This is a genomic window from Clostridium formicaceticum (genome assembly GCF_001854185.1).
Lineage (GTDB): Bacteria > Bacillota > Clostridia > Peptostreptococcales > Natronincolaceae > Andreesenella > Andreesenella formicacetica.
This window is the reverse complement of record NZ_CP017603.1, coordinates 3,666,338-3,692,967: the sequence shown is the minus strand read 5'-3', so window position 1 is coordinate 3,692,967 and position 26,630 is coordinate 3,666,338. Positions and strand designations below refer to the sequence as shown.

Annotated in this window: 29 protein-coding genes; 28 read left to right on the top strand and 1 reads right to left on the bottom strand. The window is 34.8% G+C overall.

The window, feature by feature from the left end; translation table 11 throughout:
* The first annotated feature begins 8 nt into the window (after positions 1-8).
* Positions 9-512 (top strand): hypothetical protein, encoded by a 504-nt coding sequence (locus BJL90_RS17265; RefSeq protein WP_070970946.1) that lies wholly within the window; start codon positions 9-11, stop codon positions 510-512.
* Between the two features lie 15 nt (positions 513-527).
* Here the strand turns inward: BJL90_RS17265 and BJL90_RS17260 are convergent, their stop codons facing one another.
* On the bottom strand, positions 528-1,142 hold the full coding sequence (locus BJL90_RS17260) for an NUDIX hydrolase (protein ID WP_070970942.1): 615 nt from the start codon (positions 1,140-1,142) through the stop codon (positions 528-530).
* Positions 1,143-1,409: 267 nt separating this feature from the next.
* On the opposite strand from BJL90_RS17260, the gene BJL90_RS17255 reads away from it, so the two are divergent.
* From BJL90_RS17255 to ftsZ, 27 genes are all read left to right on the top strand, one after another.
* On the top strand, positions 1,410-1,940 hold the full coding sequence (locus BJL90_RS17255; RefSeq protein WP_070970939.1) for a cob(I)yrinic acid a,c-diamide adenosyltransferase: 531 nt from the start codon (positions 1,410-1,412) through the stop codon (positions 1,938-1,940).
* Between the two features lie 28 nt (positions 1,941-1,968).
* Entirely contained in the window at positions 1,969-2,505 is a 537-nt protein-coding gene (gene hpt / locus BJL90_RS17250) for a hypoxanthine phosphoribosyltransferase (RefSeq protein WP_070970936.1), read from the top strand.
* A 76-nt stretch (positions 2,506-2,581) separates the two neighbouring features.
* A complete protein-coding gene (locus BJL90_RS22445; RefSeq protein WP_169824235.1) occupies positions 2,582-2,755 on the top strand; it encodes a hypothetical protein in 174 nt (57 codons plus the stop codon).
* 75 nt (positions 2,756-2,830) lie between these two features.
* Entirely contained in the window at positions 2,831-3,094 is a 264-nt protein-coding gene (locus tag BJL90_RS17245; protein ID WP_070970933.1) for a YkuS family protein, read from the top strand.
* A gap of 67 nt (positions 3,095-3,161) precedes the next feature.
* On the top strand, positions 3,162-4,166 hold the full coding sequence (locus tag BJL90_RS17240) for a restriction endonuclease (protein WP_070970930.1): 1,005 nt from the start codon (positions 3,162-3,164) through the stop codon (positions 4,164-4,166).
* A gap of 142 nt (positions 4,167-4,308) precedes the next feature.
* Positions 4,309-4,887 carry a phosphate propanoyltransferase gene (gene pduL / locus BJL90_RS17235; RefSeq protein ID WP_070970927.1) on the top strand — a complete coding sequence of 193 codons (579 nt, stop codon included), beginning with the start codon at positions 4,309-4,311 and terminating at the stop codon, positions 4,885-4,887.
* 78 nt (positions 4,888-4,965) lie between these two features.
* Positions 4,966-5,634 carry a deoxyribose-phosphate aldolase gene (gene deoC, locus BJL90_RS17230; RefSeq protein WP_070970924.1) on the top strand — a complete coding sequence of 223 codons (669 nt, stop codon included), beginning with the start codon at positions 4,966-4,968 and terminating at the stop codon, positions 5,632-5,634.
* Positions 5,635-5,773: 139 nt separating this feature from the next.
* Positions 5,774-6,430, top strand: coding sequence for a YhcN/YlaJ family sporulation lipoprotein (locus tag BJL90_RS17225; protein ID WP_070970921.1), 657 nt, complete (start codon positions 5,774-5,776; stop codon positions 6,428-6,430).
* Positions 6,431-6,612: 182 nt separating this feature from the next.
* The gene (locus BJL90_RS17220) at positions 6,613-7,770 is read left to right on the top strand and encodes a hypothetical protein (RefSeq protein ID WP_070970918.1); all 1,158 of its coding nucleotides are present in this window, start codon (positions 6,613-6,615) and stop codon (positions 7,768-7,770) included.
* A gap of 79 nt (positions 7,771-7,849) precedes the next feature.
* Positions 7,850-8,590: a prolipoprotein diacylglyceryl transferase gene (gene lgt / locus BJL90_RS17215; protein ID WP_070970916.1), complete on the top strand. Its 741-nt coding sequence runs from the start codon at positions 7,850-7,852 to the stop codon at positions 8,588-8,590.
* A gap of 253 nt (positions 8,591-8,843) precedes the next feature.
* Positions 8,844-8,990, top strand: a complete 147-nt coding sequence (locus BJL90_RS22145; RefSeq protein ID WP_156778838.1) for a hypothetical protein — start codon at positions 8,844-8,846, stop codon at positions 8,988-8,990.
* A 199-nt stretch (positions 8,991-9,189) separates the two neighbouring features.
* On the top strand, positions 9,190-9,621 hold the full coding sequence (gene mraZ / locus BJL90_RS17210; protein ID WP_070970913.1) for a division/cell wall cluster transcriptional repressor MraZ: 432 nt from the start codon (positions 9,190-9,192) through the stop codon (positions 9,619-9,621).
* A gap of 16 nt (positions 9,622-9,637) precedes the next feature.
* The gene (gene rsmH / locus BJL90_RS17205; protein WP_070970910.1) at positions 9,638-10,573 is read left to right on the top strand and encodes a 16S rRNA (cytosine(1402)-N(4))-methyltransferase RsmH; all 936 of its coding nucleotides are present in this window, start codon (positions 9,638-9,640) and stop codon (positions 10,571-10,573) included.
* A 39-nt stretch (positions 10,574-10,612) separates the two neighbouring features.
* Positions 10,613-11,098, top strand: coding sequence for a cell division protein FtsL (locus tag BJL90_RS17200; protein WP_070970907.1), 486 nt, complete (start codon positions 10,613-10,615; stop codon positions 11,096-11,098).
* A 15-nt stretch (positions 11,099-11,113) separates the two neighbouring features.
* Entirely contained in the window at positions 11,114-13,285 is a 2,172-nt protein-coding gene (locus BJL90_RS17195; RefSeq protein WP_070970904.1) for a stage V sporulation protein D, read from the top strand.
* Between the two features lie 183 nt (positions 13,286-13,468).
* Complete coding sequence (locus tag BJL90_RS17190) at positions 13,469-14,932, top strand: UDP-N-acetylmuramoyl-L-alanyl-D-glutamate--2,6-diaminopimelate ligase (protein WP_070970901.1); 1,464 nt, start codon at positions 13,469-13,471, stop codon at positions 14,930-14,932.
* Entirely contained in the window at positions 14,929-16,314 is a 1,386-nt protein-coding gene (locus BJL90_RS17185) for a UDP-N-acetylmuramoyl-tripeptide--D-alanyl-D-alanine ligase (protein WP_070970898.1), read from the top strand. The genes BJL90_RS17190 and BJL90_RS17185 overlap by 4 nt, the downstream gene beginning before the upstream one ends.
* Before the next feature lie 4 nt (positions 16,315-16,318).
* Positions 16,319-17,314, top strand: a complete 996-nt coding sequence (mraY, locus tag BJL90_RS17180; protein ID WP_070970896.1) for a phospho-N-acetylmuramoyl-pentapeptide-transferase — start codon at positions 16,319-16,321, stop codon at positions 17,312-17,314.
* Between the two features lie 15 nt (positions 17,315-17,329).
* Complete coding sequence (gene murD, locus BJL90_RS17175) at positions 17,330-18,697, top strand: UDP-N-acetylmuramoyl-L-alanine--D-glutamate ligase (RefSeq protein WP_070970893.1); 1,368 nt, start codon at positions 17,330-17,332, stop codon at positions 18,695-18,697.
* A 3-nt stretch (positions 18,698-18,700) separates the two neighbouring features.
* Positions 18,701-19,819, top strand: coding sequence for a putative lipid II flippase FtsW (ftsW, locus tag BJL90_RS17170; protein ID WP_070970889.1), 1,119 nt, complete (start codon positions 18,701-18,703; stop codon positions 19,817-19,819).
* Between the two features lie 4 nt (positions 19,820-19,823).
* Positions 19,824-20,921 (top strand): undecaprenyldiphospho-muramoylpentapeptide beta-N-acetylglucosaminyltransferase, encoded by a 1,098-nt coding sequence (gene murG / locus BJL90_RS17165; RefSeq protein ID WP_070970885.1) that lies wholly within the window; start codon positions 19,824-19,826, stop codon positions 20,919-20,921.
* Between the two features lie 141 nt (positions 20,922-21,062).
* Positions 21,063-22,313, top strand: a complete 1,251-nt coding sequence (gene murA / locus BJL90_RS17160) for a UDP-N-acetylglucosamine 1-carboxyvinyltransferase (protein WP_070970882.1) — start codon at positions 21,063-21,065, stop codon at positions 22,311-22,313.
* A 174-nt stretch (positions 22,314-22,487) separates the two neighbouring features.
* Positions 22,488-23,285: a cell division protein FtsQ/DivIB gene (locus tag BJL90_RS17155; RefSeq protein ID WP_070970879.1), complete on the top strand. Its 798-nt coding sequence runs from the start codon at positions 22,488-22,490 to the stop codon at positions 23,283-23,285.
* A complete protein-coding gene (locus BJL90_RS17150; protein ID WP_070970876.1) occupies positions 23,285-24,013 on the top strand; it encodes a DUF881 domain-containing protein in 729 nt (242 codons plus the stop codon). Before BJL90_RS17155 ends, BJL90_RS17150 begins: the two co-directional genes overlap by 1 nt.
* Positions 24,014-24,030: 17 nt before the next feature.
* Entirely contained in the window at positions 24,031-24,753 is a 723-nt protein-coding gene (locus tag BJL90_RS17145; protein ID WP_070970873.1) for a DUF881 domain-containing protein, read from the top strand.
* Between the two features lies 1 nt (position 24,754).
* Positions 24,755-25,093, top strand: a complete 339-nt coding sequence (locus BJL90_RS17140; RefSeq protein ID WP_070970870.1) for a small basic family protein — start codon at positions 24,755-24,757, stop codon at positions 25,091-25,093.
* 315 nt (positions 25,094-25,408) lie between these two features.
* Positions 25,409-26,497, top strand: coding sequence for a cell division protein FtsZ (gene ftsZ / locus BJL90_RS17135; RefSeq protein WP_070970867.1), 1,089 nt, complete (start codon positions 25,409-25,411; stop codon positions 26,495-26,497).
* Positions 26,498-26,630 lie beyond the last annotated feature (133 nt).

The following is a 26,630-nucleotide window of genomic DNA, read 5'->3' as shown; positions in this document are numbered from 1 at the left end:
TGAAATAGATGAAGATGAAAAAATGGACGATACTAATACTTATAGCAATGACCCTTTCTTTAATGAGCTGTTCTACAGACAAGTCAAGTGAGCCGGAGAATTATGCAGACTTTATAAACAATGACGAAGATATTCATTATAAAGGGGTAGAAACAAATCAGTTTATAGAAAGTGATGAACTAAAGGAAAGGCTACTAGAATCAGCAGCAATAGAATTAAAAGATGTAGACAATCATACCATAGGGATGCTAAGGGAAAAAGAAAAGATAGCAAATTTTGTGGAAGGGTTGTTTACATACAAAGTCGAAGAGGACTACACCACCAATAAGCAAGGACAAGTGGTAGGACCTATTAACTTCTATTTTGCCGATAATGAAGACATCTACGGGCTGATGAATAATGAATATATTTACATTGAAGGTTACTACTTTTTTATTAATAATAAAAAGTCCCAAGAGCTACAAAACTTTTTTAAAACAAATACAGCACCAGCACCTGTTGCCGGAGAGTAACAGGTGCTGGTGTGTTTATGCTTGTATAATTTCCAAAAAGTTTTTTAATATTTTTGCAGTAATGCCCCAAATGACATACTGTTGATGTTGATAAAAGTATACGTCATAATCACTAATTTTCCAATTGTATTTTTTTCCCTCTTGTATTAAATGAAAAGGAAAATCTTCATTAGGGGAGATATTGATTTTAATTTTATGGCTTAAGGGGGTTTGTTGTAGTAGTTTTTTTATAGGTACGGTGAAGATAGAGGCTACTTCTGTTTTATTGTAGCAAATGTCTTCTGGTCTTATATTATGGAGGATGCCACAATAGGGATAGATAATCATATTAAACATTGTAATAACAGGGTCAAGCTTTCCTATAATCTGTATGTTATTTGTATCAATATTTAATTCTTCAACAGTTTCTCTTAAAGCAGAGGTTTGAAGGGTTTCATTGTTTTCTACTTTTCCACCAGGAAAACAGATTTCTCCTGGTTGGCTCTTTAACTGATGAGAACGAACTTCGAATAATATATGCAGCTCATTCTTAACAGTAATAATAGGGACTAAAACCGATGATTTTAGTAGGGCAGAAGCGTGTTTTTTGTTATTGATTTGGAAGGATTTTATAATTTTTTCATAGTTCATATTTATATCCACCTCTATTAGTATTATAATAAAATATTTCCGAAACTATGATTAGCGTATCATATTTATAGTAGAGATACAAAATATTAATGAAATTTAACTTGTACAATTTTTAGCATGGTATTCAATCACTATATCATTCGAGAATAGAACATACATAGCTTGTCTCTATAAAAGATAAAATAGAAACTAGATTTGATGATGATGGAGGAAAAAGATGAAGTATGTCGAAAATATAAAAATGAGACTTAAAAAAGGAGGGAAAATATGAAGATATATACAAAAACAGGAGATTATGGAGAAACTAGTTTGTATGATGGAAAAAGAGTTAGAAAAGATGATATTAGAGTAGAAAGTTATGGTACGATTGATGAGTTAAATGCTTCTCTGGGTTTTGCAAGAAATTACATAGAGGATGAAAAAATTATTGAAATTATATATAGAATTCAAGCAGAACTATTTGATGTAGCAGGGGAACTGGCTACAGTGAATAAAGATAAGTTTTCGCAGAAAATCCGAGAAGAACATATAAACTTTTTAGAGAAGACGATAGATGAATATTTAGAAAAGATAGACGAGATAAATGCTTTTATTATTCCTGGAACAGGTAAAGCTTCTGCTAGTTTACATGTGGCACGTACTGTATGTAGAAGAGCTGAAAGAAGAGTATTGACTCTAAGTACAGAAGCAGATGTTAGCCCGATCTTGATAAAGTATATTAATCGATTATCTGATCTTATTTATGCCATTGCAAGGTATTTAGAAAAAGAATTAAAATATGTAGTATTTAAAAAGTAATAGTTTGATTAGAGGAGTTGAAAACATCATGGAAAAGGATATCAAAGAAGTTTTATTTACCAAGGAAGCGATACAAGAAAAAGTAAAGGAATTAGGAAGAAAAATTAGTGAAGAATATGTTTCGAAGGAAGTTATTGTTATTGGCGTACTAAAGGGAGCAAATATTTTTTTAGGTGACTTGGTAAGGGAGATAAACATCCCTCTATCCATTGATTTTATGGCGGTATCTAGTTATGGTTTTTCCACTGAAAGCTCTGGTGTGGTAAGAATATTAAAGGATCTAGATTTAGAGATAGAGAATAAACATGTATTGATTATTGAAGATATCGTAGATACAGGACTGACTTTAAAGTATCTAACCGAAAACTTGAAATCTAGAAAGGCAGCCAGTCTTAAAATTTGTACTTTGCTAGATAAACCACTGAGAAGAAAGTGTGATTTAAATATTGATTATGTTGGTTTTGAAATTCCGGATGAATTTATTGTAGGTTATGGTATTGATTTTGCAGAAAAGTATAGGAATTTGCCATTTATTGCTACATTAAAAAAAGAAGTATATGAATAGTATAAAAAATTTGTATAGTTATCTAAAGTATTTCCCATACTATAATTAAATCTATAGTATGGGAGGATTTTTAATAATGAATGCAGTGGTAGACTTCCAAGAAATAAAACAACGTTTTATTCAAGCTGATATAGATGAGAAAATTACAATCTATACAACAACACAGGGGCTTACAGTAGAACAATTTAAAGAACTACTAAAACATTTTCCATTACAGCATCTTGATAAGTTAGAAAGAGCAATGGCTTAATAAAAAGACTTAAAAACCTTCTTATATTTTGTTAAGGAGGTTTTTGTTTTTAAACATAATCTGGAGGTTGAAAAAATGCAAAATAAATTAGTAGCTGTGCAAGAGGGTCTTCATGAAGTAGCAGAGGTTTTAAGAAGAAAAGGATACAAAGTAACAACAATAGACGAAGCAGAGGAGCCGATTGATGCCATTATTTACTCAAATCATTCTCGGCATTATTTAGCCCATAATATGACAGGTAAAATCAATATCCCCTCCTACAATCAATTTGTAAAAATGGTGAATATTGATGAGATAGGCATAGAAAATATAGCAACTTTTCTTAAAGAATTAGAATAGCTTATCAAAAAATCCATGGTATATTATGGATTTTTTTGGTAATCCTTTAAAGAAGGAGGGTTGTAAAATGAATGTAATAGAAACCATGTTAAAAGATATGAAAGAAAAGTATTTTAATTACAGAAAAAACAGATCCAATAGTAGGAGATTTAGAGCTTTTTATAGTAGTAGTAAAGAGGATAAAAGAGGTGGACTGGCCAAAATTATAGATTACCTATTGGGAAGAATGTTTATTTTTTTTGCAGTATTTTTAATAGCATATCTTAAAATAGGCTATATTTATGCATCAACAGTAATAGCTGCTGTTTTTTTAACCATTTATCATATTTTTTCAATAAATATTCGCAAAGAAAAATTAACTCATTTTAAAAAGGAAAAAAGAAAAGCAATCGCTAACGAAAAAATTTATAAAGAAATATTAAATAAAACTGTAGATGAGATGAAGGAGTATCTTGCAGAGATATTTAATAAAAGAGGTTTTGATGAAATAAAGTGTTTAGATCATAGCCACAACTTCATACGCCTAGAGGCACTTTATCATCATAATAAAGTAATGATTTTATGTTATATGTATAAAAATAATTTTGATGTAGATTTAAAAGATTTAAAGGAATTTCTCTGTCAGTTAATCAACAGCAATACAAAACGAGGAATTTTTATTACCACCTCTGATTTTACACAGGATTGTCATAGTTTCTTAGACCAGTTAAATGAAAAATATACGATGGTTTTGGTAAATAAAGATAAGTTTTTGGATGTAATAGAAGCAAGTGATATGTTTCCTTCTGAGGAAGAAATTGATGAAATGATTGAAAATAAGATTAGTAAATCAAAAAAGAGTTGGGAGAAGTATAAGTTAGCAGTCTTAAACAATAAAAAAATAAAAGGCTATCTTTTACTAAGCGTTTATCTAGCGATTATTGCTGTATATATCCCTTATACGAAGTACTATATGATTATCGTTAGTATTTTGCTATTTTTAACCTTGACAACTATATTTGTATATTTTAAGGAAAAAAGGCAAAAACAAGGGGAGTGGAAAGATATAGAAAATTTGTTTCGACATTTATAAGGATGAATGTGTGGCGATGTACTTTTATGAATTGGTAGTCATATACTTATTAAAGATTTGATTTTTCTTAATAAAAATCGTATAATATGATTGGATAGGAAATAAATAAAAAATTAACAATATTTTGTAAGGAGGAGTTATAATGAGTGAAAAAATGTTACCAATTGCGTTATCTAATCGTCATCTTCATTTAAGTCAAGAAGATATTGAAACATTATTTGGTAAGGGATATGAGTTAAATAAATTTAAGGATTTATCTCAACCTGGACAATATGCTGCTGTTGAAAAAGTTGATTTAGTAGGCCCTAAAGGCACCATAAAAGGTGTACGTGTTTTAGGACCAGCTAGACCTAGTACACAAATCGAAGTATCTTTAGCAGATGGATTTGCTTTAGGTGTAACACCACCTGTAAGAGATTCTGGAGATGTTGCAGGAAGTCCTGGTGTTAAGATTGTAGGTCCACAAGGAGAAGTAGAACTAAAAGAGGGTGTCATTGCTGCTGCTAGACATATACATATGCATACGGATGATGCAGCTAAATTTGGTGTGGTGGACAAGCAAAGGGTAAAGGTAAAGACAAGTGGAGAAAGGGCAGTAGTTTTTGAAAATGTACTAGTAAGGGCGCATCAAACTTTTGCTCTAGAAATGCATGTGGATGTTGATGAAGGAAATGCTGCTGGTGTTAAAAATGGAGAAATGGTTGAGCTAATTGTTGAATAAAAATGCGACTAGCCTAATGAAAGCTGAAGGTAAGGATCTGGATTCAGTAAAACAATGTAAGATAGGTGAATACTATAAATGAACATAGCACAATATATAGATCACACAATTTTAAATGCGGATGCTACACAAGAAGATATAAAAAAGGTATGTGATGAAGCAAAACAATATCACTTTTATTCTGTCTGTGTTAATAGCTGTCATGTAGCTTTTGTAGCCACTGAGCTAAAGCATAGTCATGTAAAAGTCACCTCTGTGATAGGTTTTCCTTTGGGAGCTTCTTCTATAGAAGCGAAAGCTTTTGAGGCTCAAAATGCTGTTGTTCAGGGTGCTCATGAGATTGATATGGTGATGAATATAGGTGCTTTGAAAAGCAAAGCCCAAGACTATGTATTTAGAGATATAGAGGCGGTTGTAAAGGCAGTTGGTGAGGATGCTATTGTTAAAGTAATTATTGAAACATCTTTATTACAGGATGATGAGAAGATACTGGCCTGTAAAATTGCTAAAGCTGCGGGAGCTCACTTTGTAAAAACCTCTACAGGTTTTAGTACAGCTGGAGCAACAGTGGAAGATATTCAATTAATGAGACAAACTGTTGGTATCAGCATGGGGGTTAAGGCATCTGGAGGCATAAGAGATGTTGAAAAAGCTAAAAAAATGCTTGAAGCAGGAGCTACTAGGATTGGTGCCAGTGCTTCTGTAAATATTGTTAGAGGTATTGCGTCTCCAAAGGATAGATATTAAAAAGAAAGTCCTATATTCTAAAATTTAGAATATAGGACTTTCTTTTTAACAAACGATTGTCAAAGTATGTGAATAAATGAAAAAAGTAGTTAAATAAAAAGCTTAACTGGTGAGAAAATATATGATAGGAGGTGATAATTTGAAAAATAAAAAATTACTATTAACGATTTGTATTTTTGTTATTGTAGCAATGGCTATAACTGGTTGTAGACCTGCTAGAAGGCCTTTACCAGAAGAACAAACAGCACCAGAACAAACTGTACCAGGTCCAGGAACAGCGGCGCCAGGAGCACCAGTAGTGCCAGGTGAAGAAGGTGTAGCACCAACTCCAGGCGCAGGTGTGCCAGGCCCAGGACAAAGGGTACCAGGAGAGCAAGCTGATGATGGTATAATTAGAGACGCCAGAACACCTGAAGATGCCAGAACTGCACCTAGAAACATGCAGCCAGCAGAAATGGAACAGGACTTGATGGTGAGGGCTGACAGAATTGTAAATGAAGTTGTTAGAATGGAAGAAGTACGCAGTGCTTCAGTGGTGATTTTTGAAAATACAGCTTTAGTAGGAGTTACATTAACAGATGATACAGATGGAGAAATAAACAGAGACATTGAAAAAAAGATTGAAGATACGGCTAGACAAGCAGACCGAAGCATTGAGAGAGTAGCAGTAACAGCAGATCCTGATTTGTTTCAAAGAATTAGAGATATTTCAAGAGAAGCTGGAGAAGGCAGACCATTAAGTGGTTTTGGTAGAGAAATAGAAGAAATCTTCAGAAGAATTGTGCCTGGAGCATAAAATGAATAAAGATGGAGGTTGACTCCATCTTTATTCATTTTATTAAGAAAAACATCATAGTATTTATAAGAAAGGTTTTATATAGATAACCTATTTTATTAAAAGACCTAGCTAAGGATGGAAAATATAGTTCCCAGTATGTTAAATCTCATGTTTTATACTTATCTAAAGGAGAAAATACCATGAATATTTTCGTAAAATCATTGCTATTAACACTTATACTTGGCTTTGCGTTAATTACAAAGGGTATGGTAGAAAGAGGATTGCTGGGCTTTTTTTTTCTTCTAATAGGAATTCAATATATAAAAAACAAAAAAAATGTACATCAGAGCAAAATAAATTATAAAAATATCTTCATGGGAGCTGCTTGTGGCTATCTTATTATTATCGTCTCATTGATATATTTTCGATACATTCCTAAAGCAAACTATATAGCAACAAATTATGTTTCTAATCAAAAAACTGCTATTATTTTAGTATTTCAAGGGGAGCCAACTACTTATAATACATCGCTGGCAACAAAAAATTTTATCGAGAACAATAGCTTCTGGAAGGTATCTATTTTACCCTTTATATTATTTAAGGAAAAGTTGACCTATGAGAAGATAGAAGTAGCTGCTAGTGTGCATGATAGTAGTAGGAGATTCGTCAATCAACTTAGAGAAGAACTGGGGGAAGACTACAATATATATCCTGCATATTTAGCCAATACCCCTTATCTTATTGAAACCATAGACAGGGCAGTGCAGGAGGGAAACCAAAGAATTATTGTAAGTCCCTTTTTGTTGACAGAGTGTAGGGATTTTATAGGGATAGTAAACCAAGTAAAGAGACTAAATCTTCAACAGTATAACGTGGAACCTCGGATGGTAGAAGCTTTATGGAACAGTGAATTTATTGCCAAGTCCTTTGTAAATCAAACGATTCAATCTACTGTTAGTCCACATAAACAAAATGTAGGTATCCTTCTAATTGGTCCCAGCGTGGAAAAGAGGGAAGTAAGTTTCCCTCATATAAAGCAAGATATACTTTTTCGAGAAAAAATAAAGGATTATTTGATTAAGGAAGGATATAATAACAATAAAATTAAGTTGACTTTCTTACAAAAAAGGGATATTCATGCTGCCATAGAAGGTCTAATGGAATATGGCGTTGGAGAGATTATCTTGTTTCTAGCCACGACGGATTTACAGCAAATGAGGCATTATTTAACAGTAGAAAAAATCATTGAAGGACTAGAGGTACCTTATAGTGTAAACATTCATAAGGTAGATCCTTGGAGATTTAATGATGCTATTGCAAAGGAATTATGCCGTAGAATTTTGCTAAGAAACCTATAAATTTGACATTTATGCAAAAATTCACTATAATTTATTGCAGATTATTAGCGTAAAATTTAAAAGTAAAGGATGATTACAAATGAACCCAATAGCCTTTAGGATATTTGGTGTGGAGGTAGCTTGGTATGGTATTGTTATCTCGATTGGAATTTTTTTAGGTATTTTTGTTGCTATGATTAGAGCAAAAAAAGAAGGTTTATACGAAGATGCTGTTTTGGATTTATCCCTTATTGCAGTGCCTGCTGCAGTGATAGGGGCTAGACTGTACTATGTCGTTTTTAAGTGGGATTATTATGGACAAAACCCTATAAGCATTCTTCGAATACGTCAAGGAGGGCTGGCTATTCATGGCGCTATTATTTTCGGTGTATTAGCGGGATATTTATTTTGCAGATATAAAGGAATTGGTTTTTGGCAAATGGCAGATATCTGTGCTCCTAGTATCATTCTAGGTCAAGCTATCGGTAGATGGGGTAACTATTTTAATCAAGAGGCTTATGGTACACCCACAGATTTGCCATGGGCTATTGAAGTAGATGGTGTTATGGTACATCCTACATTTTTATATGAGTCCCTATGGAACTTTGGTGTATTTATCTTTTTACTTTACTATACCAAGAGAAAAAAAATGGATGGACAAATTTTCTTACTCTATCTGATTCTATATTCTGTTGGAAGATTTTTCGTAGAGGGGCTTCGCATTGATAGTTTAATGATAGGTCCTTTAAGAACAGCACAGGTGATTAGTGTTGTTACGGTTATAGGAGCTTTGGCTGTTATGCAGGTATTAAAGGCTAGAAGTCATAAGGTAATAGGCTAAAAGGTTATGGAATACTACAATATATTGTAGTGAATAACGTAACACTTTAGACAAAATAACAAGATATTGACATGAAACAGAAAATATTGATAGAATATGAAGGATAGTAGAGAAAAAATTAGAAAAATTCTACTAAGATGTAAAAAACTACTATAAGTATACTTTGACAAATTAACCTATTTTCATTTAAATTAGTATACAGGAATAAAAAAAGAGACAAGAAAACTACTAAGGATTATTTGGGGTGAAGGAAATGACAAGAGAAGAAATGAAAGATTTACAGCAAATATTACGGGATTTTAGGATGATTGAGGAGCCAGAGGATATAAAGAGTATCTTGAAATTGAGTAGGGAGCTTGATGAGCTTATCTTTTTGTATCAAGAAGCAAAAAATATGTGATGATGAAATAATAGAAATCAAAAACTGTCGTCTAATGACGACAGTTTTTATGTGTGTCAAAAAAACACTATAAAACTTTAGCCCTATAAAAAATAATTTTAGTAGATTTAGAAGGATTTTATAAAATCCTATAGAAATAATATTAAAGTGGCACAAAGTGGCACAAAGTGGGAAGCAATCCCTAAGGTGGGAAGAGAAAATGTTTATTGGTGAGTATAATCATTCTATAGATTCAAAGGGCAGACTGAGTATTCCGTCAAAATTCAGAGAGGAATTGGGAGAGCACTTTATTGTTACAAAGGGCTTAGATAACTGTTTATTTCTTTATCCTCTTGAAGAATGGAAGGTTATGGAGGATAAGTTAAAAAAGCTTCCTATAACCAATAAAGATGCTAGAGCCTTTGTGAGATTTTTCTTTGCTGGAGCAACAGAATGCGAACTGGATAATCAGGGAAGAATAAGAATACCCAACAATTTAAGAGAACATGCGCTTTTAGATAAAGAAGCTGTTATTATTGGTGTTGCCACCCGTATAGAGATTTGGAGTACCGGACAATGGCAGCAATATAACGATGATGCCAATTTGAGTTATGATGAAATCGCCGTAAAAATGGAAGAACTAGGAATCTAAATAGGAAGGTGATGAAATGGACTTCCAACATGTATCAGTATTATTGCAGGAATGTATAGATAACCTAAATATAAAAAGTCATGGCATTTATGTAGATGGCACACTAGGTGGGGCTGGACATTCAAAGGAAATAACAAAACGATTAAGTAAAGAAGGCCTATTAATAGGGATTGACCAAGATACCAATGCTCTTAAGGCTGCTGGTGAAAGATTAAAGGACAGTACTTGTCAAGTGAAACTTGTACACAATAACTTTAGAAATTTAGAAGGCGTTTTAAAAGAACTGAACATTAATAAAATTGATGGGATTTTGCTGGACTTGGGGGTATCTTCTCATCAGTTAGATGAGGCTGAAAGAGGATTTTCTTATATGCATAATGCCGAGTTAGATATGAGAATGGATATTAGAAATCCTTTAACTGCCAAAGAAGTTATAAATAAATATAGTCAAGAAGCGTTAACAAAAATTATCTGGCAATATGGAGAAGAAAAATGGGCGAAAAGAATTGCTGCTTTTATTGTGGAACATAGAAAAACAAAAGAAATTCATACTACCTATGAATTGGTAGATATTATAAAAAAAGCCATACCTATGGCAGCAAGAAGGGAAGGTTCTCATCCCGCCAAAAGAACTTTCCAAGCTATTAGAATTGAAGTGAACGAAGAGTTGGATATCATCGAAGACACAATCAAAACAGCGAATCATTATCTAAACGTAGGAGGACGAATATGTGTGATTACTTTCCACTCTTTAGAAGATAGAATTGTAAAAAACGTTTTTAAAGCATTAAATGATCCTTGTGTGTGCCCGCCACAATTTCCAGTATGTCAGTGTGGGGGAAAGAAAGAAGTACATATTGTTACACGAAAGCCCATTGTGCCAAGCAATGAAGAATTAAAAATAAATCCTAGATCAAGAAGCGCTAAGTTAAGAGTAGCCGAAAAAGTCTAAGAATCCATTTGTTCTAAAGGGAAGGGGGGATGAATAAATTTGGTAGTAGCAAGAAAAAAGTATAACCCTATTGAAAACCATGGACAGCAGCAGGAAAAAACGATAAAAAAGAAAAAATTAAAAAGAAGTTATAGGTTTGAAAAAATTGTATTAAGCATGGGAATTATTACGGTGTTATCTTTAAGTTTAATGTTGCTAACAAGGTTTGCCACCGTTACGGAGGTACGACATAGAGTGAATCATCTCAATAAACAGCTAGAGCAATTAGAGACGCAGAAGGAACATTTAAGAATTGAAGTAGAGAAGGTATCCAAGTCCCGATGGATTGAAAGGGAAGCAATGGAAAGACTGAGCATGCAGTATCCTTTGCCAGAGCAGGTTGTATATATTCATGTGGATCCTACTGAAATTGCCAAACTTTCCCATCAACTTCAATATGGTGAAGAACAGCTTGATGCTCAAAACGGTTCTGGTAATATCTTCGGTGAAACATTGAACCGATTCCTTGGTTTGTTTAGAATTTAAAGGGGGAAAAATCTAGTGTCACAACCTAGTATTTCTAGCAAGAAACGACTTATATTTATTTTTACGATTGTATGTTTGTCTATGTTTGGTCTAATTATCAGGCTAGGATGGATACAAATTGTACAGGGAGAAAGGTATAAAGAATTAGCAAACGCACAACAGACAAGAGATATTCCGATTCCGGCAAAACGAGGAACCATTTATGATCGCAATGGCAAAGAGTTAGCTATCAGTGCCAGCACGAATACTGTTTGGGCAAGACCTAGAGAAATTGAAAATCCTGAAGCAGTAGGAGGGGTTTTAGCGGAAGTTTTAGCCTTAGAGGTAGAAGATACGGTGAAAAAATTGAGTAACACTACCCAAGGATTAGTAAGAATCGCCCGATGGATTCAGGATGATTTAGCAGATGAAATTCGTTCGAAGAAATTAAAGGGGGTTTGGATTGCAGAGGACAATAAACGATATTACCCCTATGGAAACTTTGCGGCTTATATTCTAGGACATACTACTGATGATAATGCAGGGATGGCAGGAATTGAGTTAGAATACGAAAAGTATTTAAGCGGGTTGCCAGGAAGATGGATTAAGAATACTGATGGTGCAGGAAGACAGTTGGCCTTTAGTGTAGAAAGATATTATCCTCCAGAAGATGGACTAAGTATTGTGTTAACCATTGATGAAGTGATACAGCACTTTGCAGAAAAGGCTGTTGAAAATGCTTTAAAGGTGAATCAGGCAAAGAGAGTCATGGCGATTGTGATGGATATAAAAACAGGGGATATTTTAGCCATGGCTGCTAAGCCAGATTATGATCCAAATGAACCTAGAATTCCTTTAGATGAAACTTTAAGACAGCAGATAGAAGCAATGGATAATGAGGAGAAATTAGAAGCTTGGTTTAGTATGTGGAGAAATCCAGTGATTAATGATACCTATGAACCAGGTTCTACCTTTAAACTAATTACTACGGCTGCCGCTATTGAAGAGGCTGTTGCTACGCCTACTAGTCAATTTTATTCTAGTGGAACAATTAAAGTTGCAGGACAAACGATAAGATGCTGGAGATGGTATAATCCCCATGGACAGCAAACTTTAACGGAGGCTGTACAAAATTCCTGTAACCCTGTTTTTGTGGAATTAGGACAAAAAATGGGGGCAGAAACCTTTTATCATTACATAGATGGTTTTGGATTTTCAGATGTTACAGGGATAGACTTGCCAGGGGAAAGAAGATCTATTATGTATAGCTTAAATAACGTAGGTCCTGTAGAATTGGCTACGATTTCCTTTGGGCAGAGTATTTCCGTTACACCTATTCAGTTGATTACTGCTGTATCCGCCATTGCTAATGATGGTAAGCTAATGAAGCCTCGAATTGTAAAAGAACTTATCGACGCTGATGGTAAAATTGTTCACCGTTTTGAGGAAACTATGGTGAGGCAGGTAGTTTCTCAAAAAACTTCAGAGGACATGAGGGAAATTATGGAATCTGTTGTGTCGGAGGGGTCAGGAAAAAGTGCTTATATACCAGGCTACAGAGTAGGAGGAAAAACAGGGACAGCGCAAAAAGTTGTAGACGGAAAATATGCTCAAGGAGTATATGTATCTTCTTTTGTAGCGATTGCCCCCAGTGATGATCCTAGACTGGCAGTGCTAGCTATTGTAGATGAACCTGGAGGATATAGTCATTTTGGTAGTGTAGTAGGTACCCCTATTGCAAAGGAGATATTAGAAGAGAGCTTAAGATATTTAGATGTTAAACCTAAATATACAGAAGAAGAAGCAAAAACATTGATTCAGGAAGAGGTAATCGTACCAGAAGTAAGAGGTTTAAGCATAAGCGAGGCATCAAAAATTCTTTTGGAAAACAAACTAGAATATGCTACTGGACCGGAATTCATTGTCGATCCAAGCAGTGTTGTTGTAGATATGTTTCCAAAACCAAGTGCAAAGGTACCAGAAAAATCAGTGATTATGTTGTATACAAAGGTGAACGAGCATCTTCCTTCTGCTGTGATTGTTCCAGACTTAAAGGGAAAAACCATAAGAGAAGTTAACACCATCTTAAATGCAATAGGCTTGAAGCTTAAAATTGCAGGAAGTGGTTTAGCCTATAGTCAAATGCCAGAAGTTGGAACCGAAGTAGAGCTTGGAACAATAGTAAGTGTAGAGTTTAGGCCCGATTAAAAATAGTGTCCTAGTACGCTAGATACTTTTTCATACTTCTTCAATAATGAAAAGGGCAACTGAAGTTAAAGATTTTAAACTTTAATTTCAAGTTGCCTTTTAAAAAGTCTCGTAAATGGAAATACAACATAAATAGAAGGTAAATTTTTATGGAAAAGAATATGATGGGACAGGAGGATATCCATGCTACTAACAGAATTATTAAAGGGAATGGTGATTGAAGAAATTGTAGGAAATGATAAAATAAATATTGATGATATAGGGTATGATTCAAGGAATCTAAAGAAAAACAGTCTATTTCTGTGTATCAAAGGATTCAAGACAGATGGACATTTATACATAAAGGATGCTATACGAAGGGGAGCTACTGCTGTTATGGTGGAAAGAACTGTGGAGGTTGAAGGTGTAACAGTGATAAGGGTAAAGGATACAAGAAAAGCAATGGCAGCCATAGCAAGTCGATTTTATGGCCATCCCAGCAGATCCCTTAATCTAATAGGGGTAACTGGTACCAATGGAAAAACCTCTACAACCTATATGATCAAAAAAATATTGGAAACCTGTGGAAAAAAGACTGGCTTGATTGGTACCATTTCTAACTGGATTGGTGAGGAAAAAATGGATGCCAGTAGGACCACCCCAGAGGCTTTAGATTTGCAGAGATTATTTAAAAATATGTTAGAAGTTGAAGCAGATAGTTGTGTTATGGAGGTTTCCTCTCATTCATTAGAACTGCAGAGAGTAGAGGAATGCGAATTCAAGGTAGGGGTTTTTACTAATTTGACGCCTGAACATTTAGATTTTCACAAAACGTTAGAGGACTATAGAAATGCTAAGAAAAAGCTATTTTATAAAACTTCTCTATGCAATGTCATCAATATAGACGATCTGGATGGTAGAAAAATTGCCGAGGAAATGAAAGATTTATCAACGCCATTGTTAACTTATGGGATTAGGGAACAGGCGGAGATTACAGCACGAAATATTGTAATGACTATGACATCTGTTTCTTTTGATTTAATTACACCAAAGTATACAGAAAAGATAGAACTAAACATTCCAGGCATGTTTACTGTATATAATGGACTTGCGGCTATTGCTGCCTGCTATAGCATGAATATAGATATAAAGAATATAAAAAAAGGATTAAAAAATCTCAGAGGGGTGGCAGGAAGGTTAGAAGCTGTAGAAGAATTTAAAGATTTTGCTGTAATTGTTGATTATGCCCATACTCCAGATGCTTTAGAGAATGTGCTGAAGTCAGTAAAAGATTTCACAAATAATAAACTCATCACTGTTTTTGGCTGTGGTGGTGATAGAGATCAGACAAAAAGACCAGTGATGGGAGAAATTGCTGGTATATACAGTGATTTAACAATCATTACCTCCGACAACCCAAGAACAGAAGATTCAATGAAAATTTTAAAAATGATCGAAGAGGGAATGAATAAGACCAAGGGAAAATATCATGTGATAGAAGACCGTAGAGAAGCCATCGTTTTTGCATTAAAAAGTGCAACAAAAGGCGATATTATTCTGATTGCCGGCAAAGGTCATGAAACCTATCAAATTATTGGTGATAGTGTGTTTGAATTTGATGATAGAAAAGTGGCTTTGGAAATAGCTAAGGAGGATGGGATAATATGATCAGGCAGTCTATTGAAGATATTACAAAGGCGTGCGGTGGGAAAATGATACAAAGGGGTTTAGAAGAGTGGGTCAAGGGAATATCTACAGACTCTCGAAGCATTGAAAAAAATAGTCTTTTTATACCCTTGATAGGTGAGCGATTTGATGGACATGATTTTCTTGAGACCGCTGTAAAGAATGGAGTATCTGCTATTCTTTATGAAAAAGGAAAAAATATAGTTAGGGAAACTTTCAAGGATATTTATATAATAGAAGTGGAAAATACTTTAGCGGCTTTACAGGATATTAGCAAGTATTATAGAAATCTATTTGATATTCCTATTGTTGCTATTACAGGAAGTACAGGTAAAACCTCAACAAAAGATATGGTCAGCAGTGTATTGTCTAGTAAATACAATGTATTAAAAAATATTGGTAATTTAAATAACCATATTGGGCTGCCTTTAACTTTATTTAATTTAGACACCCACCATGAAATGGCTGTTTTAGAGATGGGGATGTCTGGATTTGGAGAAATACTGAAGTTGACAGAAATCGCTAGACCTACCCTTGCTGTTATTACCAATATAGGCTTAGCTCATATTGAACATCTGGGTAGTAGAGAAAATATTATGAAGGCAAAAATGGAGATAGCCAACGATTTAGATAGTGACGATTACTTGATTTTAAATGGAGATAATGATCTTTTAAAGACATTAAAATTTCAAAAGAGTAACTACAAAAAGATCTTTTTTGGTTTAGAACCCACCAACGATATTTACCCTAAGAATTTGATAAATTTAAGGGAAGAAGGTTTTACCTTTGATATCAACATCGATGGAAAGGACTGTAGCTTTAGGATAAAACAGCCTGGAATACATAATGTTTACAATGCATTAGTAGCTATAGGGATAGGACGCCAAAATAAAATTGAAGTAGAAGCTATTGCTAAAAGTTTATTAAACTATACGCCTTCTAAGATGAGAATGGAAGTAATAGAGCATCAGCATATAAAAATTATTAATGACGCTTATAATGCTAGTCCAGACTCTATGGAGGCTGCCTTATCTGTGCTGGTCAATATGAAAGGGGATCGAAAAATAGCTGTTTTAGGAGATATGTTTGAAATGGGAGAGTTTTCGGAAAAAGGCCATAGGATTGTTGGCGCTTGTGCGGTTGATAAAACGGATATCCTTATTACTGTTGGAAAGCATGCTAAGTGGATTGCCGAGGAAGCAGTAAGCCAGGGATTTAAAAAGCAAGTGTATATTACTACTACAAATCAAGAAGCAATAGAAATATTAAATAATATAATAAAAAACAATGATGTTATTTTGGTGAAGGGATCAAGAGGAATGGCAATGGAGGAAATTGTTGATCGTTTACAAGAGAGGAGTTAATTAGATGTTACAGCAAAACCAGCTTATTTATACAATAATTATCGGTTTTTTCATTACACTAATACTAGGACCATTAATTATTCCCTTTTTAAAAAGGCTAAAGGTAGGTCAAACCATTAGAGAAGAGGGACCCCAAAGCCATATGTCCAAAAGCGGGACACCGACGATTGGTGGTGTTATTATTATCGCATCTGTTTTAATGACATCCCTTACTTCGGGAATGATGAATACAGATTTATTGGTGGCATTAGGAGCCACCGTGGCCTTTGGATTTATAGGATTTATTGATGATTTTATTAAGGTGGTTTTAAAACGAAATCTTGGATTGAGGGCATATCAAAAACTTTTGCTACAGATCATTGTGGCGGTACTATTAGCGGTTTATCAATCCAATACATCGATTGTACAGACAAAAATTATTATTCCTTTTATTGAGGGAAGTGTGCAGATAGGTAATATTGTTATACCTCAATATTTAGATTTAGGTATTTTGTATATTCCTTTTATTGTATTTGTCGTAGTAGCAACAGTAAATAGTGCAAATCTAACAGATGGTTTAGACGGCTTAGCAGCAGGAGTGACCTTAATCATTACTGGTTTCTTCAGTCTATTAGCCATGAGTTGGGGTTATACTAGTTTGGCGATTTTTGCAAGTGCTGTAACAGGAGCTTGTTTAGGTTTTTTAAGATACAATACCCACCCTGCTCAAGTGTTTATGGGGGATACTGGCTCTTTGGCCTTAGGGGGGGCAGTGGCTACAATGGCCATACTGATGAATGTTCCTTTAATCATACCGATTGTAGGAGGTATTTATTTTGCAGAGTCCGTATCTGTTATTTTACAGGTGATTTCTTTTAAAACTACTGGAAAGCGGATTTTTAAAATGAGTCCCTTGCACCACCACTTTGAGCTTAGCGGTTGGGCAGAAACAAAAGTTGTTACGGTCTTTTGGATTGTGACAGTTATTTTATGTTTAATAGGTATTTTAGCTTTACACTAAGAAAGAAGGTGCAGTATGAATTTAAAAAATAAAAAGGTTTTAGTCATAGGATTAGCTATAACAGGCGTACCATTAGTAAAGACATTATTAAGCTTAGGGGCCACAGTAATTGTGAATGATCTTAAGCCAGAAGAAACGCTAGCAGAGAGTTTAAAGGAGTTGGAGGGGCTAAAGTTTCAGGCTATTTTAGGAAAGCATCCTGAAAGTATAGAAGAGCTGGGCAACTTGGATTTAGCGGTGGTTTCCCCTGGTGTGCCTTTAGATATACCATTTATCAAGAAGCTAAAGGAAACAGATATTGAAATCATTGGGGAGATAGAGCTAGCTTATCGACTAAATAAAGCGCCCATTGTTGCCATTACTGGAACCAATGGAAAAACCACAACCACAGCTTTAACAGGAGAAATATTTAGAAGGGCGAAAAAAAACACCTTTGTTGTAGGCAATATTGGTGTAGCTGCTATATCTAAGGCGCTGGAGACAACTGAAAAAGATGTTATGGTGATGGAGGTTAGCAGTTTTCAACTAGAAAGTGTCAAAGAATTTCGTCCGAAGGTAGCGGCGATATTAAACTTAACGCCAGATCATTTAAATCGTCATAAAACTATGGAAAATTATCAAAGTGCTAAATTTAATCTATTCAAAAATCAGGGGCCAAATGATTATGCTGTTATTAATTATGATGACAGCATTTGCAGAAAGGCCAGTGAAGGCCTTTCAAGTAAAAAGCTGTACTTTAGTAGAAAGGTACAGTTGTCAGAGGGGGTATTTGTAGAAAACAACCACATTGTGATTTCATATGATGATAGAAAAGAAGTTGTTATCAACATAGAAGATATAAAAATCCCAGGTCTACATAATCTAGAAAATGCATTAGCAGCTACAGCAATGGCCTTTTTAATGGGGGTAGAAATTGAAGTAATTCGGACTGCGTTAATGCATTTTAAAGGTGTAGTTCACCGCATTGAATATGTAGATACCATCAAGGGTGTTCACTTTATTAATGATTCAAAGGCTACCAATACAGATGCAGCTATTAAGGCAATTGAAGCTGTAAACCCTCCTATTATTTTGTTAGCAGGAGGCTTAGATAAGGCCAGTGAGTTTGAAGATTTCATTCAGGCATTTAATCAGAAGGTAAAGCATGTATTTGCCTACGGAGAAACTGCAGAAAAAATTTATGCTACAGCAGAAAAATTAGCTTTTCATCATGTAACCATCGTAAAAGATTTGGAAGAAGCTGCAAGCGATGCATATGCTATAGCAAAAGAAGAAGATACTATCTTGCTTTCTCCTGCCTGCGCCAGTTGGGATATGTATAGGAACTTTGAAGAAAGAGGAGATCATTTTAAAAAAATAGTAGCAAATTTAAGGAGGTCTTAAAAGATGGGAAAAAAAAATCCCTATGACTTTACGATTATTGTCACTGTAGCACTTTTGGTGACGACTGGTATCGTTATGGTATTTAGTTCCAGCTTTTCTTATGCTATGGTGGTCATGGGTGATGGGTATTATTTTTTGAAAAGGATATTGGCTTGGGCGGCAATAGGAACTGTTGCTATGAATTTTTGTGCCAGAGTAAAATATTGGAAATGGTCAAAATATGCCAATATCATTTTGGTGGGAAGTATCCTTCTATTGGTTTTAGTTCTAACACCTTTAGGCAAAGAAGTTAACGGTGCGAAAAGATGGATTGGGGTAGGTTCTATTACGGTGATGCCCTCTGAAGTTGCAAAGTTTGCTGCTATCATTTTTATAGCCACAAGTGTAACAAGAAAAAAAGAAAGCATGCAAACTTTTACCTATGGGGTTCTACCCTACTTGCTCATTGCAGGGATGTTTTTTGGTCTAATTTACAAGCAGCCAGACTTTAGTACAGCCTTTGTGGTGACAGTCGTGATTATTTCTATGGTATTTGTTGGAGGCATGAAACTCTCCCACTTTATTGGATTAGCGGCAAGTGGTTTTATAGGATTGGCTTCTATGATTGGTTACATCTTCATTAGTGGTAAAGGCTATAAGGCTAAGAGAATTACAGCCTTTTTAGACCCTTGGGCGGATCCCAGTGATAGCGGTTTTCAGGCAGTACAGTCTCTGTTAGCGCTAGGTTCTGGGGGGCTTTTTGGAAGAGGACTGGGAAGAAGTGTGCAGAAACATTTTTACTTACCTGAGCCCCAAAATGATTTCATTTTTGCTATTATAGGAGAAGAACTGGGGTTTATAGGGGGCGTTGCCATCATGTTGCTCTTTATGATTTTGATTTGGCGTGGTATTCGTATTGCTATTAATGCACCAGACCTTTTAAGTTGCTTAATGGCAACAGGAATTACCACCATGCTCATTGTTCAGGTGGTTATTAACATTGCAGTGGCGACTTCCTCTATGCCAGTTACTGGGATGCCATTGCCCTTTATTAGCTTTGGGGGAAACGCCTTAGTGGTATTTATGGCATCTATGGGGATTTTATTAAACATTTCAAAATATACGAATATGAACAGGAGCTGAAAACATGAAAGTGATCATAAGTGGCGGTGGAACAGGAGGTCATATCTACCCTGCGATAGCTATTGCAAATAAAATAAAAGAAAAACATCCCAAGTGTCAGATTTTATTTATAGGTACATCTGCGGGATTAGAAAGTGATATTGTGCCTAAAGCAGGCTATGAAATCAAGACCATAACCGTCAGTTACCTAAGACGAAAAATATCTCTCCATAATTTAAAAAGTGCTGGAATGTTGTTAAAAGGATTATGGCAGGCACGAAAAATTATTAAGGACTTTCATCCAGATGTTGTTATAGGTACAGGTGGATTTGTGTGTGGCCCAGTTGTTTATATGGCATCAAAGCTGGGTATAAAAACCCTCATTCACGAACAAAATGTTTTTCCAGGCATTACGAATAAAATATTAGGTAACTATGTTGATAAAATAGCGATAAGCTTTGAAGAAGCACAAAAATATTTTAAGCAGAAAAACAAGTTAGTTGTTACAGGAAATCCCATAAGGGAAGAGTTTTTTAAAGTTACTTCTCAGGAGGCAAAGTCCAGATATAAATCGGAAAGACCCTTAGTTTTAATTGTGGGAGGAAGTGGTGGTTCTGTTAGCATCAATAAAACGGTAATCGATATGTTGGTAAAGCATCCTAAAAATAGTTTTGAAATCCTATTGGTTACAGGAAAAAAACACTATAAAGAACTTATGGAAAAACTCTCCCAACATGAAGAGGTGTTAAAGTATAATCGTATTATAGAATATATGGAGGATATGCCCTATGCCTTAAAGGCTTGTGATTTAATTATTTGTAGTGCAGGAGCAATCACTATTACAGAAATAAATGCAGTAGGGAAACCTTCTATTTTAATACCAAAGGCTTACACAGCTGAAAATCATCAGGAATATAATGCTAGAGCATTAGAGGCTAGAGGTGCAGCCTTTGTTATTAAAGAAGAGGAATTAGAGAGCAGTCGTTTGCTAAATAAGATAAAAGAGGTCTTACATGATAGTAAAAAACTACAATCTATGGAAAAAGCAAGTCTAGATGCTTCTAAAAAACTTGCTACGGAAGATATTTATGAGGAAATAAGAAAACTCTTAGGCATTAAATAGACAAATTATAGGAACACCTTTAGAACTTTTGCATAATATGGTTATATATTTGTTTTATAACGTATATTCTGCCAAATAATCATTTTTAAAACGTAATTTTCTATATAAATATACTTAATTAAGTTCTGGAGGTGGCCTAAGGTGAGTAAGCTAGTGATTCGTGGTGGACATAAAATCGAGGGTGAATTGAAGGTTAGCGGGGCTAAAAATTCTGTATTGCCAATATTAGCTGCGACTGTATTAAACGGAAAATTAAATGTAATTCATGATATTCCTAAGTTATCTGATGTAGAGGTAATGATTAAAATCTTAAAATCTGTAGGTTGTGAAGTAACGCGGGAAAATAACACAATCATTGTAGATTCTAGTAAATTAAACAATCATAAAATTCCAGAAGAGCTGATAAGGGAGATGCGATCTTCTATTGTATTTTTAGGAGCGATGCTGGCAAGATGCAGAGAAACCACCATGAGCTATCCCGGTGGATGTGAAATCGGACCTCGGCCCATTGATCTGCATTTGAAATCTTTGAGAGAGATGGGGGCAGTTATCAAAGAAAAACATGGATTTTTAATATGTAAAACTGAAGGACTAAAGGGATGTGAAATTCAATTGGATTTCCCTAGTGTGGGGGCAACGGAGAACATTATGCTAGCGGCTGTTTTTGCAGAGGGCACGACGATCATTAGAAATGCGGCAAGGGAGCCAGAAATTAAAGATTTGCAAGATTTTATCAACGCCATGGGGGGAAAAGTTTCAGGAGCAGGAAGTGCTACAATTTACATCGAAGGCGTAAAGGAACTTCATGAGGTTAAACATACCATCATTCCTGATCGTATTGTTGCGGGAACCTACTTAATCGCTGCAGCCATTACAAGGGGAGAGATTGTATTAAAAAATGTTGTGCCAGAGCATATTCAGTCTACGATTTATAAACTAAAGGAGGCTGGCTGTAGAATTTTGTACACGCAGGATAGCATAAAGTTAATGGCGCCTGAAAAATTGCATGCGATAGAGTCTACGAAAACCTTGCCTTACCCAGGATTCCCAACGGATATGCAATCTCAAATCATGGCATTGATGACAATTAGCGATGGTACCAGTATTATCACTGAGAATATATTTGAAAATAGATATAAGCATGCTTATGAACTAGTTCGAATGGGAGCAAATATTAAAGTAGATGGGAGAACAGCTATTATAAAGGGTGTACCAAAATTAACTGGAGCTACTGTATCTGCCAATGATCTGCGGGGAGGAGCAGCTTTGATTTTAGCAGGCTTAGTTGCCGAAGGCACTACGATTATAGAAAATGCAAGACATATTGAAAGAGGCTATGATCATATTGAAGAAGTTTTAAAAGCTGCAGGGGCGGAAATTTATAAGTTGTAACAGGTTATGACGCTTGATAGATGAATTTTACTTTTTTTATATAGCACATTACACCATAGGATGATATATTTATAGTTATGAAAACGTGTATTTGTTTTAAATTTTAAGTAGCAGCCATAAGCTGCCCTTAAAATTTCCAAAAAAGGTACAAGCCATTAAAGGTAGGGATGAAAAATGGAATATCTAGAAAAAAAGAGAGAGAAGCAAAGGATAAAAAACATAAGAAAACGGAAGATAAAAAAGTTTTTAACTGCTTTTTTCTTTATTATCGTTTTTTTCTTATGGGGGATATATTTTTTATTACAATCGGATTTATTAAATCTAAAAAAAATTGAGGTTCAGGGAAACATCATTTTAACAACCGAAGAGATCATCGATACTGGGCAATTATTTTTAAATAGAAATATATTTCAATATAAATTAATAGATATAGAAAAAAACTTACTATCTCATCCTTTTATTAAGGAAGTAAGCCTCCAAAGAAAGTTACCGAATAGAATCATAGTGACTGTGAGAGAGCGAGAAAAATATGCTATAATACCATATATGGGGTCGTATATTTATATAGATCAAGATAAAGTAGTATTGCAGGTTTCTGAAAATTATTTAGCAGAGGATTTAATATTAATCACCGGTGTTGAATTTCAAAGTTTTAACTTAGGAGACCAGGTGGACATAAGTAAAGAACCTCTATTAGATGCAGCGATTGAACTGATTGAGGCCTCTAAGTTAGTTACAATTGGAGAACTCATTTCTGAGATTAATATAGGGCAAGAAGATTATATCAAGTTGGTTACCTTTGATGGTATAGAGGTTTTAATAGGGAATAAAACAGATATGGCTTATTCTGTGTTGGCTTTAAAGGAAGTATTAACCAACTTATATACAAGGAATATAAAAAGTGTTATAGTTGATATGCGATATAAAGGACAAATATCTATAAGAAATAGAGAAAATTGGGAGGAAAATTGATGAATTTCAAAGGTAAAATTGCCATTGCTTTACTCTGTGGTATATTAGGACTTACTATATCCATACAATTTAATACTGTGAAAAGTGGGCCTGGAGGGGGCTTTTTATCTACACAAAAAGCACAACAGCTGGCAATGGAGTTAAGAAACTTAAGAACTGAGAAGGAAAGGCTAAATGAAGAGCTAACCAATCTGGAAAAGCGTTTGAAGGAATATGAAATTTCTGAAGCTGATGAAAATCTTATGATTAAAAATCTAAAAAGAGATTTAGAACGCTATCAATTATTAGCAGGTTATAAGGAAGGTGAGGGTCCAGGGGTTGTTGTTACGGTGGATGATCCTCCTAATGATTATTTTTTGGAGGGGGAGGGAAGCTTCATTATGTATAATTACGATGTGCTCTTAGAAGTAATCAATCAATTAAACGCTGCAGGAGCAGAGGCGATTGCCGTTAATGATCAAAGATACATTGCCAATACTGAAATACATTATACATCAAATACGGTACTGATTAATTCTGTACCTACAAGACCTCCTTTTGTTATTAAGGCTATTGGGAATCCTGAGACATTGGAAGCAGCGTTGAACATGAGGTATGGCGTTGTCTGGGGAATGCGGCAGGTTTATAACCTGCAGGTAAATGTGAGAAAAGAAAATGTTGTTCAAGTACCAAGGTATAGTAAAGTAATTCAATTCGATTATGCTAAACCCGTTGAACCACTTCAATAGGATTGGAGGGGAGAACTATGAGATCTTTCTATGGAAAAATAACAATTGGACTTATGTTTTTTGTACTAGGCTTTATGATTGTCTTGCAGTTTAGAAGCGATTTAGAGGATTATAGCTTTATTAGCATAAAAACTATCAGTAATTTGCAGGGAGCCATTGATACAGAAAAAGAAGAAATAAATAATAAAAAGCAGATGATTCTTTCTAAGGAAGCAAAATTAAGTGAGTATCAGAGGGCGTTAGAAGAAGATGGTAGTATTAAAGAAGTACTAATTAATGAAATTAATACAATGCGATTAACCAGTGGCTTTGTAGATGTAGAAGGGCCAGGAATTATCATAAGATTAAGTGATAGTGAACGGGAGTTATACGAAGGGCAGGACCCTAATGATCTTATTATTCATGATGGAGATGTATTAACCATATTAAATGACTTAAAAATTGCAGGGGCAGAGGTGATTTCTATCAATGGTCAGAGGGTATTAAATACATCAGAAATAAAATGCGCCGGTCCTACGATTACCATTAATAATTATACCTATGGACAGCCTTTTACCATAAGAGCCATAGGAGATCCACAAACTTTAGATGCTGCTATAAAGGCGCCTGATTCTTATGCTTGGTATTTAAGAGAGGTATTTGGTTTGACAATAGAATCCTATACAAGTGACCGAGTGAAAATATCAAAATATCAAGGTGATATTTCTTTAAAATATATTTCAATGATGGAAGGTGATTAAGATGTTATTTGCAATTATTGGTTTAGCACTGGGAATCTTTTTAGGATTATATCTGCCCATAACTTATCCTGCCACTTATTCTCTTTATATCTCTGTTGCAATACTGGCAGCAATGGACTCTGTTTTTGGAGCACTTAGAGCTAGTGTAGAAAATAAGTTTAACACAGGGATTTTTGTATCAGGCTTTTTTGGTAATGCAATACTGGCAGGGTTTTTAGCTTATATAGGCGATCGTCTAGGGGTTCCCCTATATTATGCAGCAATATTTGCCTTTGGTGCAAGATTGTTCCAAAACTTTGCCATCTTAAGAAGGCATTTACTAGAAAAAATACGTTTTTAATAAAAAGTTTATTAATTTTTTCCAAAATTTTTATGTTATAAATTGAAATTGAAAAAAAGGAAAAATTAAATTTATGTTGAATTTATAATAATATGTATGGGTTTACTTGTGACCATAAAAAACTATGAATCTCTATATTCACAATATTTGATCTATAAGATTCAGTGTGATATAGAGGATACATAAATTTTATCATAATCATAGCCCTATGTCCTATAGATAACTCAATGGAATTATGATAATGTAGAGAAAATTGGAGACTTTTAAAAACTTAAAATCAAAACATGGCATTCATATAATTAAGGGGGTAATAGTGTGTTAGAATTTGATGTGGATATGGATCAATTTGCTCAGATCAAAGTAATCGGTGTGGGCGGAGGTGGAAACAACGCTGTAAATCGTATGATTGAATCGGAATTAAAAGGTGTGGAGTTTATTGCCGTTAACACAGATAAACAAGCTTTATTTACTTCTAAGGCTGAACATAAGATACAAATAGGTGAGAAGCTGACAAGGGGATTAGGTGCTGGTGCAAATCCTGAAATTGGTAGAAAAGCTGCTGAAGAAAGCAGGGAAGACATCTATAAGTTACTACAGGGAGCTGATATGGTCTTCATTACTGCTGGTATGGGAGGCGGCACAGGCACAGGAGCAGCGCCAATTGTTGCAGAGGTGGCAAAGGAACTAGGGATTTTAACTGTAGGTGTTGTAACAAAACCCTTTACATTTGAAGGTAAAAGAAGAATGTTACATGCTGAACAAGGTGTTCAAGAATTAAAGGGTAGAGTGGACACTTTAGTAACGATTCCAAATGATCGTTTGCTTCAGGTAATAGAAAAGAAGACAACCATGTTAGATGCATTTAGAATGGCTGATGATGTATTAAAGCAAGGTGTACAAGGTATATCCGATTTAATTGCGGTACCTGGTCTAGTAAATCTAGACTTTGCTGATGTTAAAACGATTATGGTAGAACAAGGCTTAGCACATATGGGTATAGGACGAGCTAGTGGTGAAAATCGTGCTGCAGAAGCAGCAAAACAAGCTATTCAAAGTCCGCTGTTGGAGACCTCTATTCAAGGAGCAAAGGGCGTATTATTAAATATTACTGGAGGATCTAGTTTAGGGTTGTTTGAGGTGAATGAAGCCGCGGAATTAGTCACTGAGGCAGCAGACCAGGATGCGAATATTATTTTTGGTGCTGTAATCAATGAAGAGCTAAAGGATGAAATTAGAATTACAGTAATAGCTACAGGTTTTGAACATGATTTAACAAAACCTATAGAACCGCAAAAGAAGGCTAGTGTAACTGCCGTTCATAAAGAAGTGGCGGCAGCTGCAGAAGATCAGGTAAAACAAGTAGACGAATTAGATATTCCTATCTTTTTAAGAAGAAAAAAATAAATATTCTATTTGAAACAAACATATAAATCTATAGGCGTTCAACACTTAAGACTTGCTGCCAGCAAGTCTTTTTCTATTTATATAAAAAAATATTTTTATCCTTCGGTTATTGCTAAGATGCCCACTTCTTAAA

Coding starts and splice junctions, on each gene's coding strand:
- BJL90_RS17185 (WP_070970898.1), top strand. CDS start 14,929: ATGATCAGGCAGTCTATTGAAGATATTACAAAGGCGTGCGGTGGGAAA.
- pduL (WP_070970927.1), top strand. CDS start 4,309: ATGAGTGAAAAAATGTTACCAATTGCGTTATCTAATCGTCATCTTCAT.
- BJL90_RS22445 (WP_169824235.1), top strand. CDS start 2,582: ATGAATGCAGTGGTAGACTTCCAAGAAATAAAACAACGTTTTATTCAA.
- BJL90_RS17255 (WP_070970939.1), top strand. CDS start 1,410: ATGAAGATATATACAAAAACAGGAGATTATGGAGAAACTAGTTTGTAT.
- BJL90_RS17145 (WP_070970873.1), top strand. CDS start 24,031: ATGAGATCTTTCTATGGAAAAATAACAATTGGACTTATGTTTTTTGTA.
- murG (WP_070970885.1), top strand. CDS start 19,824: ATGAAAGTGATCATAAGTGGCGGTGGAACAGGAGGTCATATCTACCCT.
- BJL90_RS17240 (WP_070970930.1), top strand. CDS start 3,162: ATGAATGTAATAGAAACCATGTTAAAAGATATGAAAGAAAAGTATTTT.
- BJL90_RS17155 (WP_070970879.1), top strand. CDS start 22,488: ATGGAATATCTAGAAAAAAAGAGAGAGAAGCAAAGGATAAAAAACATA.
- BJL90_RS22145 (WP_156778838.1), top strand. CDS start 8,844: ATGACAAGAGAAGAAATGAAAGATTTACAGCAAATATTACGGGATTTT.
- BJL90_RS17260 (WP_070970942.1), bottom strand. CDS start 1,142: ATGAACTATGAAAAAATTATAAAATCCTTCCAAATCAATAACAAAAAA.
- BJL90_RS17140 (WP_070970870.1), top strand. CDS start 24,755: ATGTTATTTGCAATTATTGGTTTAGCACTGGGAATCTTTTTAGGATTA.
- mraY (WP_070970896.1), top strand. CDS start 16,319: ATGTTACAGCAAAACCAGCTTATTTATACAATAATTATCGGTTTTTTC.
- rsmH (WP_070970910.1), top strand. CDS start 9,638: ATGGACTTCCAACATGTATCAGTATTATTGCAGGAATGTATAGATAAC.
- BJL90_RS17245 (WP_070970933.1), top strand. CDS start 2,831: ATGCAAAATAAATTAGTAGCTGTGCAAGAGGGTCTTCATGAAGTAGCA.
- murD (WP_070970893.1), top strand. CDS start 17,330: ATGAATTTAAAAAATAAAAAGGTTTTAGTCATAGGATTAGCTATAACA.
- ftsW (WP_070970889.1), top strand. CDS start 18,701: ATGGGAAAAAAAAATCCCTATGACTTTACGATTATTGTCACTGTAGCA.
- hpt (WP_070970936.1), top strand. CDS start 1,969: ATGGAAAAGGATATCAAAGAAGTTTTATTTACCAAGGAAGCGATACAA.
- BJL90_RS17150 (WP_070970876.1), top strand. CDS start 23,285: ATGAATTTCAAAGGTAAAATTGCCATTGCTTTACTCTGTGGTATATTA.
- BJL90_RS17265 (WP_070970946.1), top strand. CDS start 9: ATGAAGATGAAAAAATGGACGATACTAATACTTATAGCAATGACCCTT.
- deoC (WP_070970924.1), top strand. CDS start 4,966: ATGAACATAGCACAATATATAGATCACACAATTTTAAATGCGGATGCT.
- lgt (WP_070970916.1), top strand. CDS start 7,850: ATGAACCCAATAGCCTTTAGGATATTTGGTGTGGAGGTAGCTTGGTAT.
- mraZ (WP_070970913.1), top strand. CDS start 9,190: ATGTTTATTGGTGAGTATAATCATTCTATAGATTCAAAGGGCAGACTG.
- BJL90_RS17190 (WP_070970901.1), top strand. CDS start 13,469: ATGCTACTAACAGAATTATTAAAGGGAATGGTGATTGAAGAAATTGTA.
- BJL90_RS17220 (WP_070970918.1), top strand. CDS start 6,613: ATGAATATTTTCGTAAAATCATTGCTATTAACACTTATACTTGGCTTT.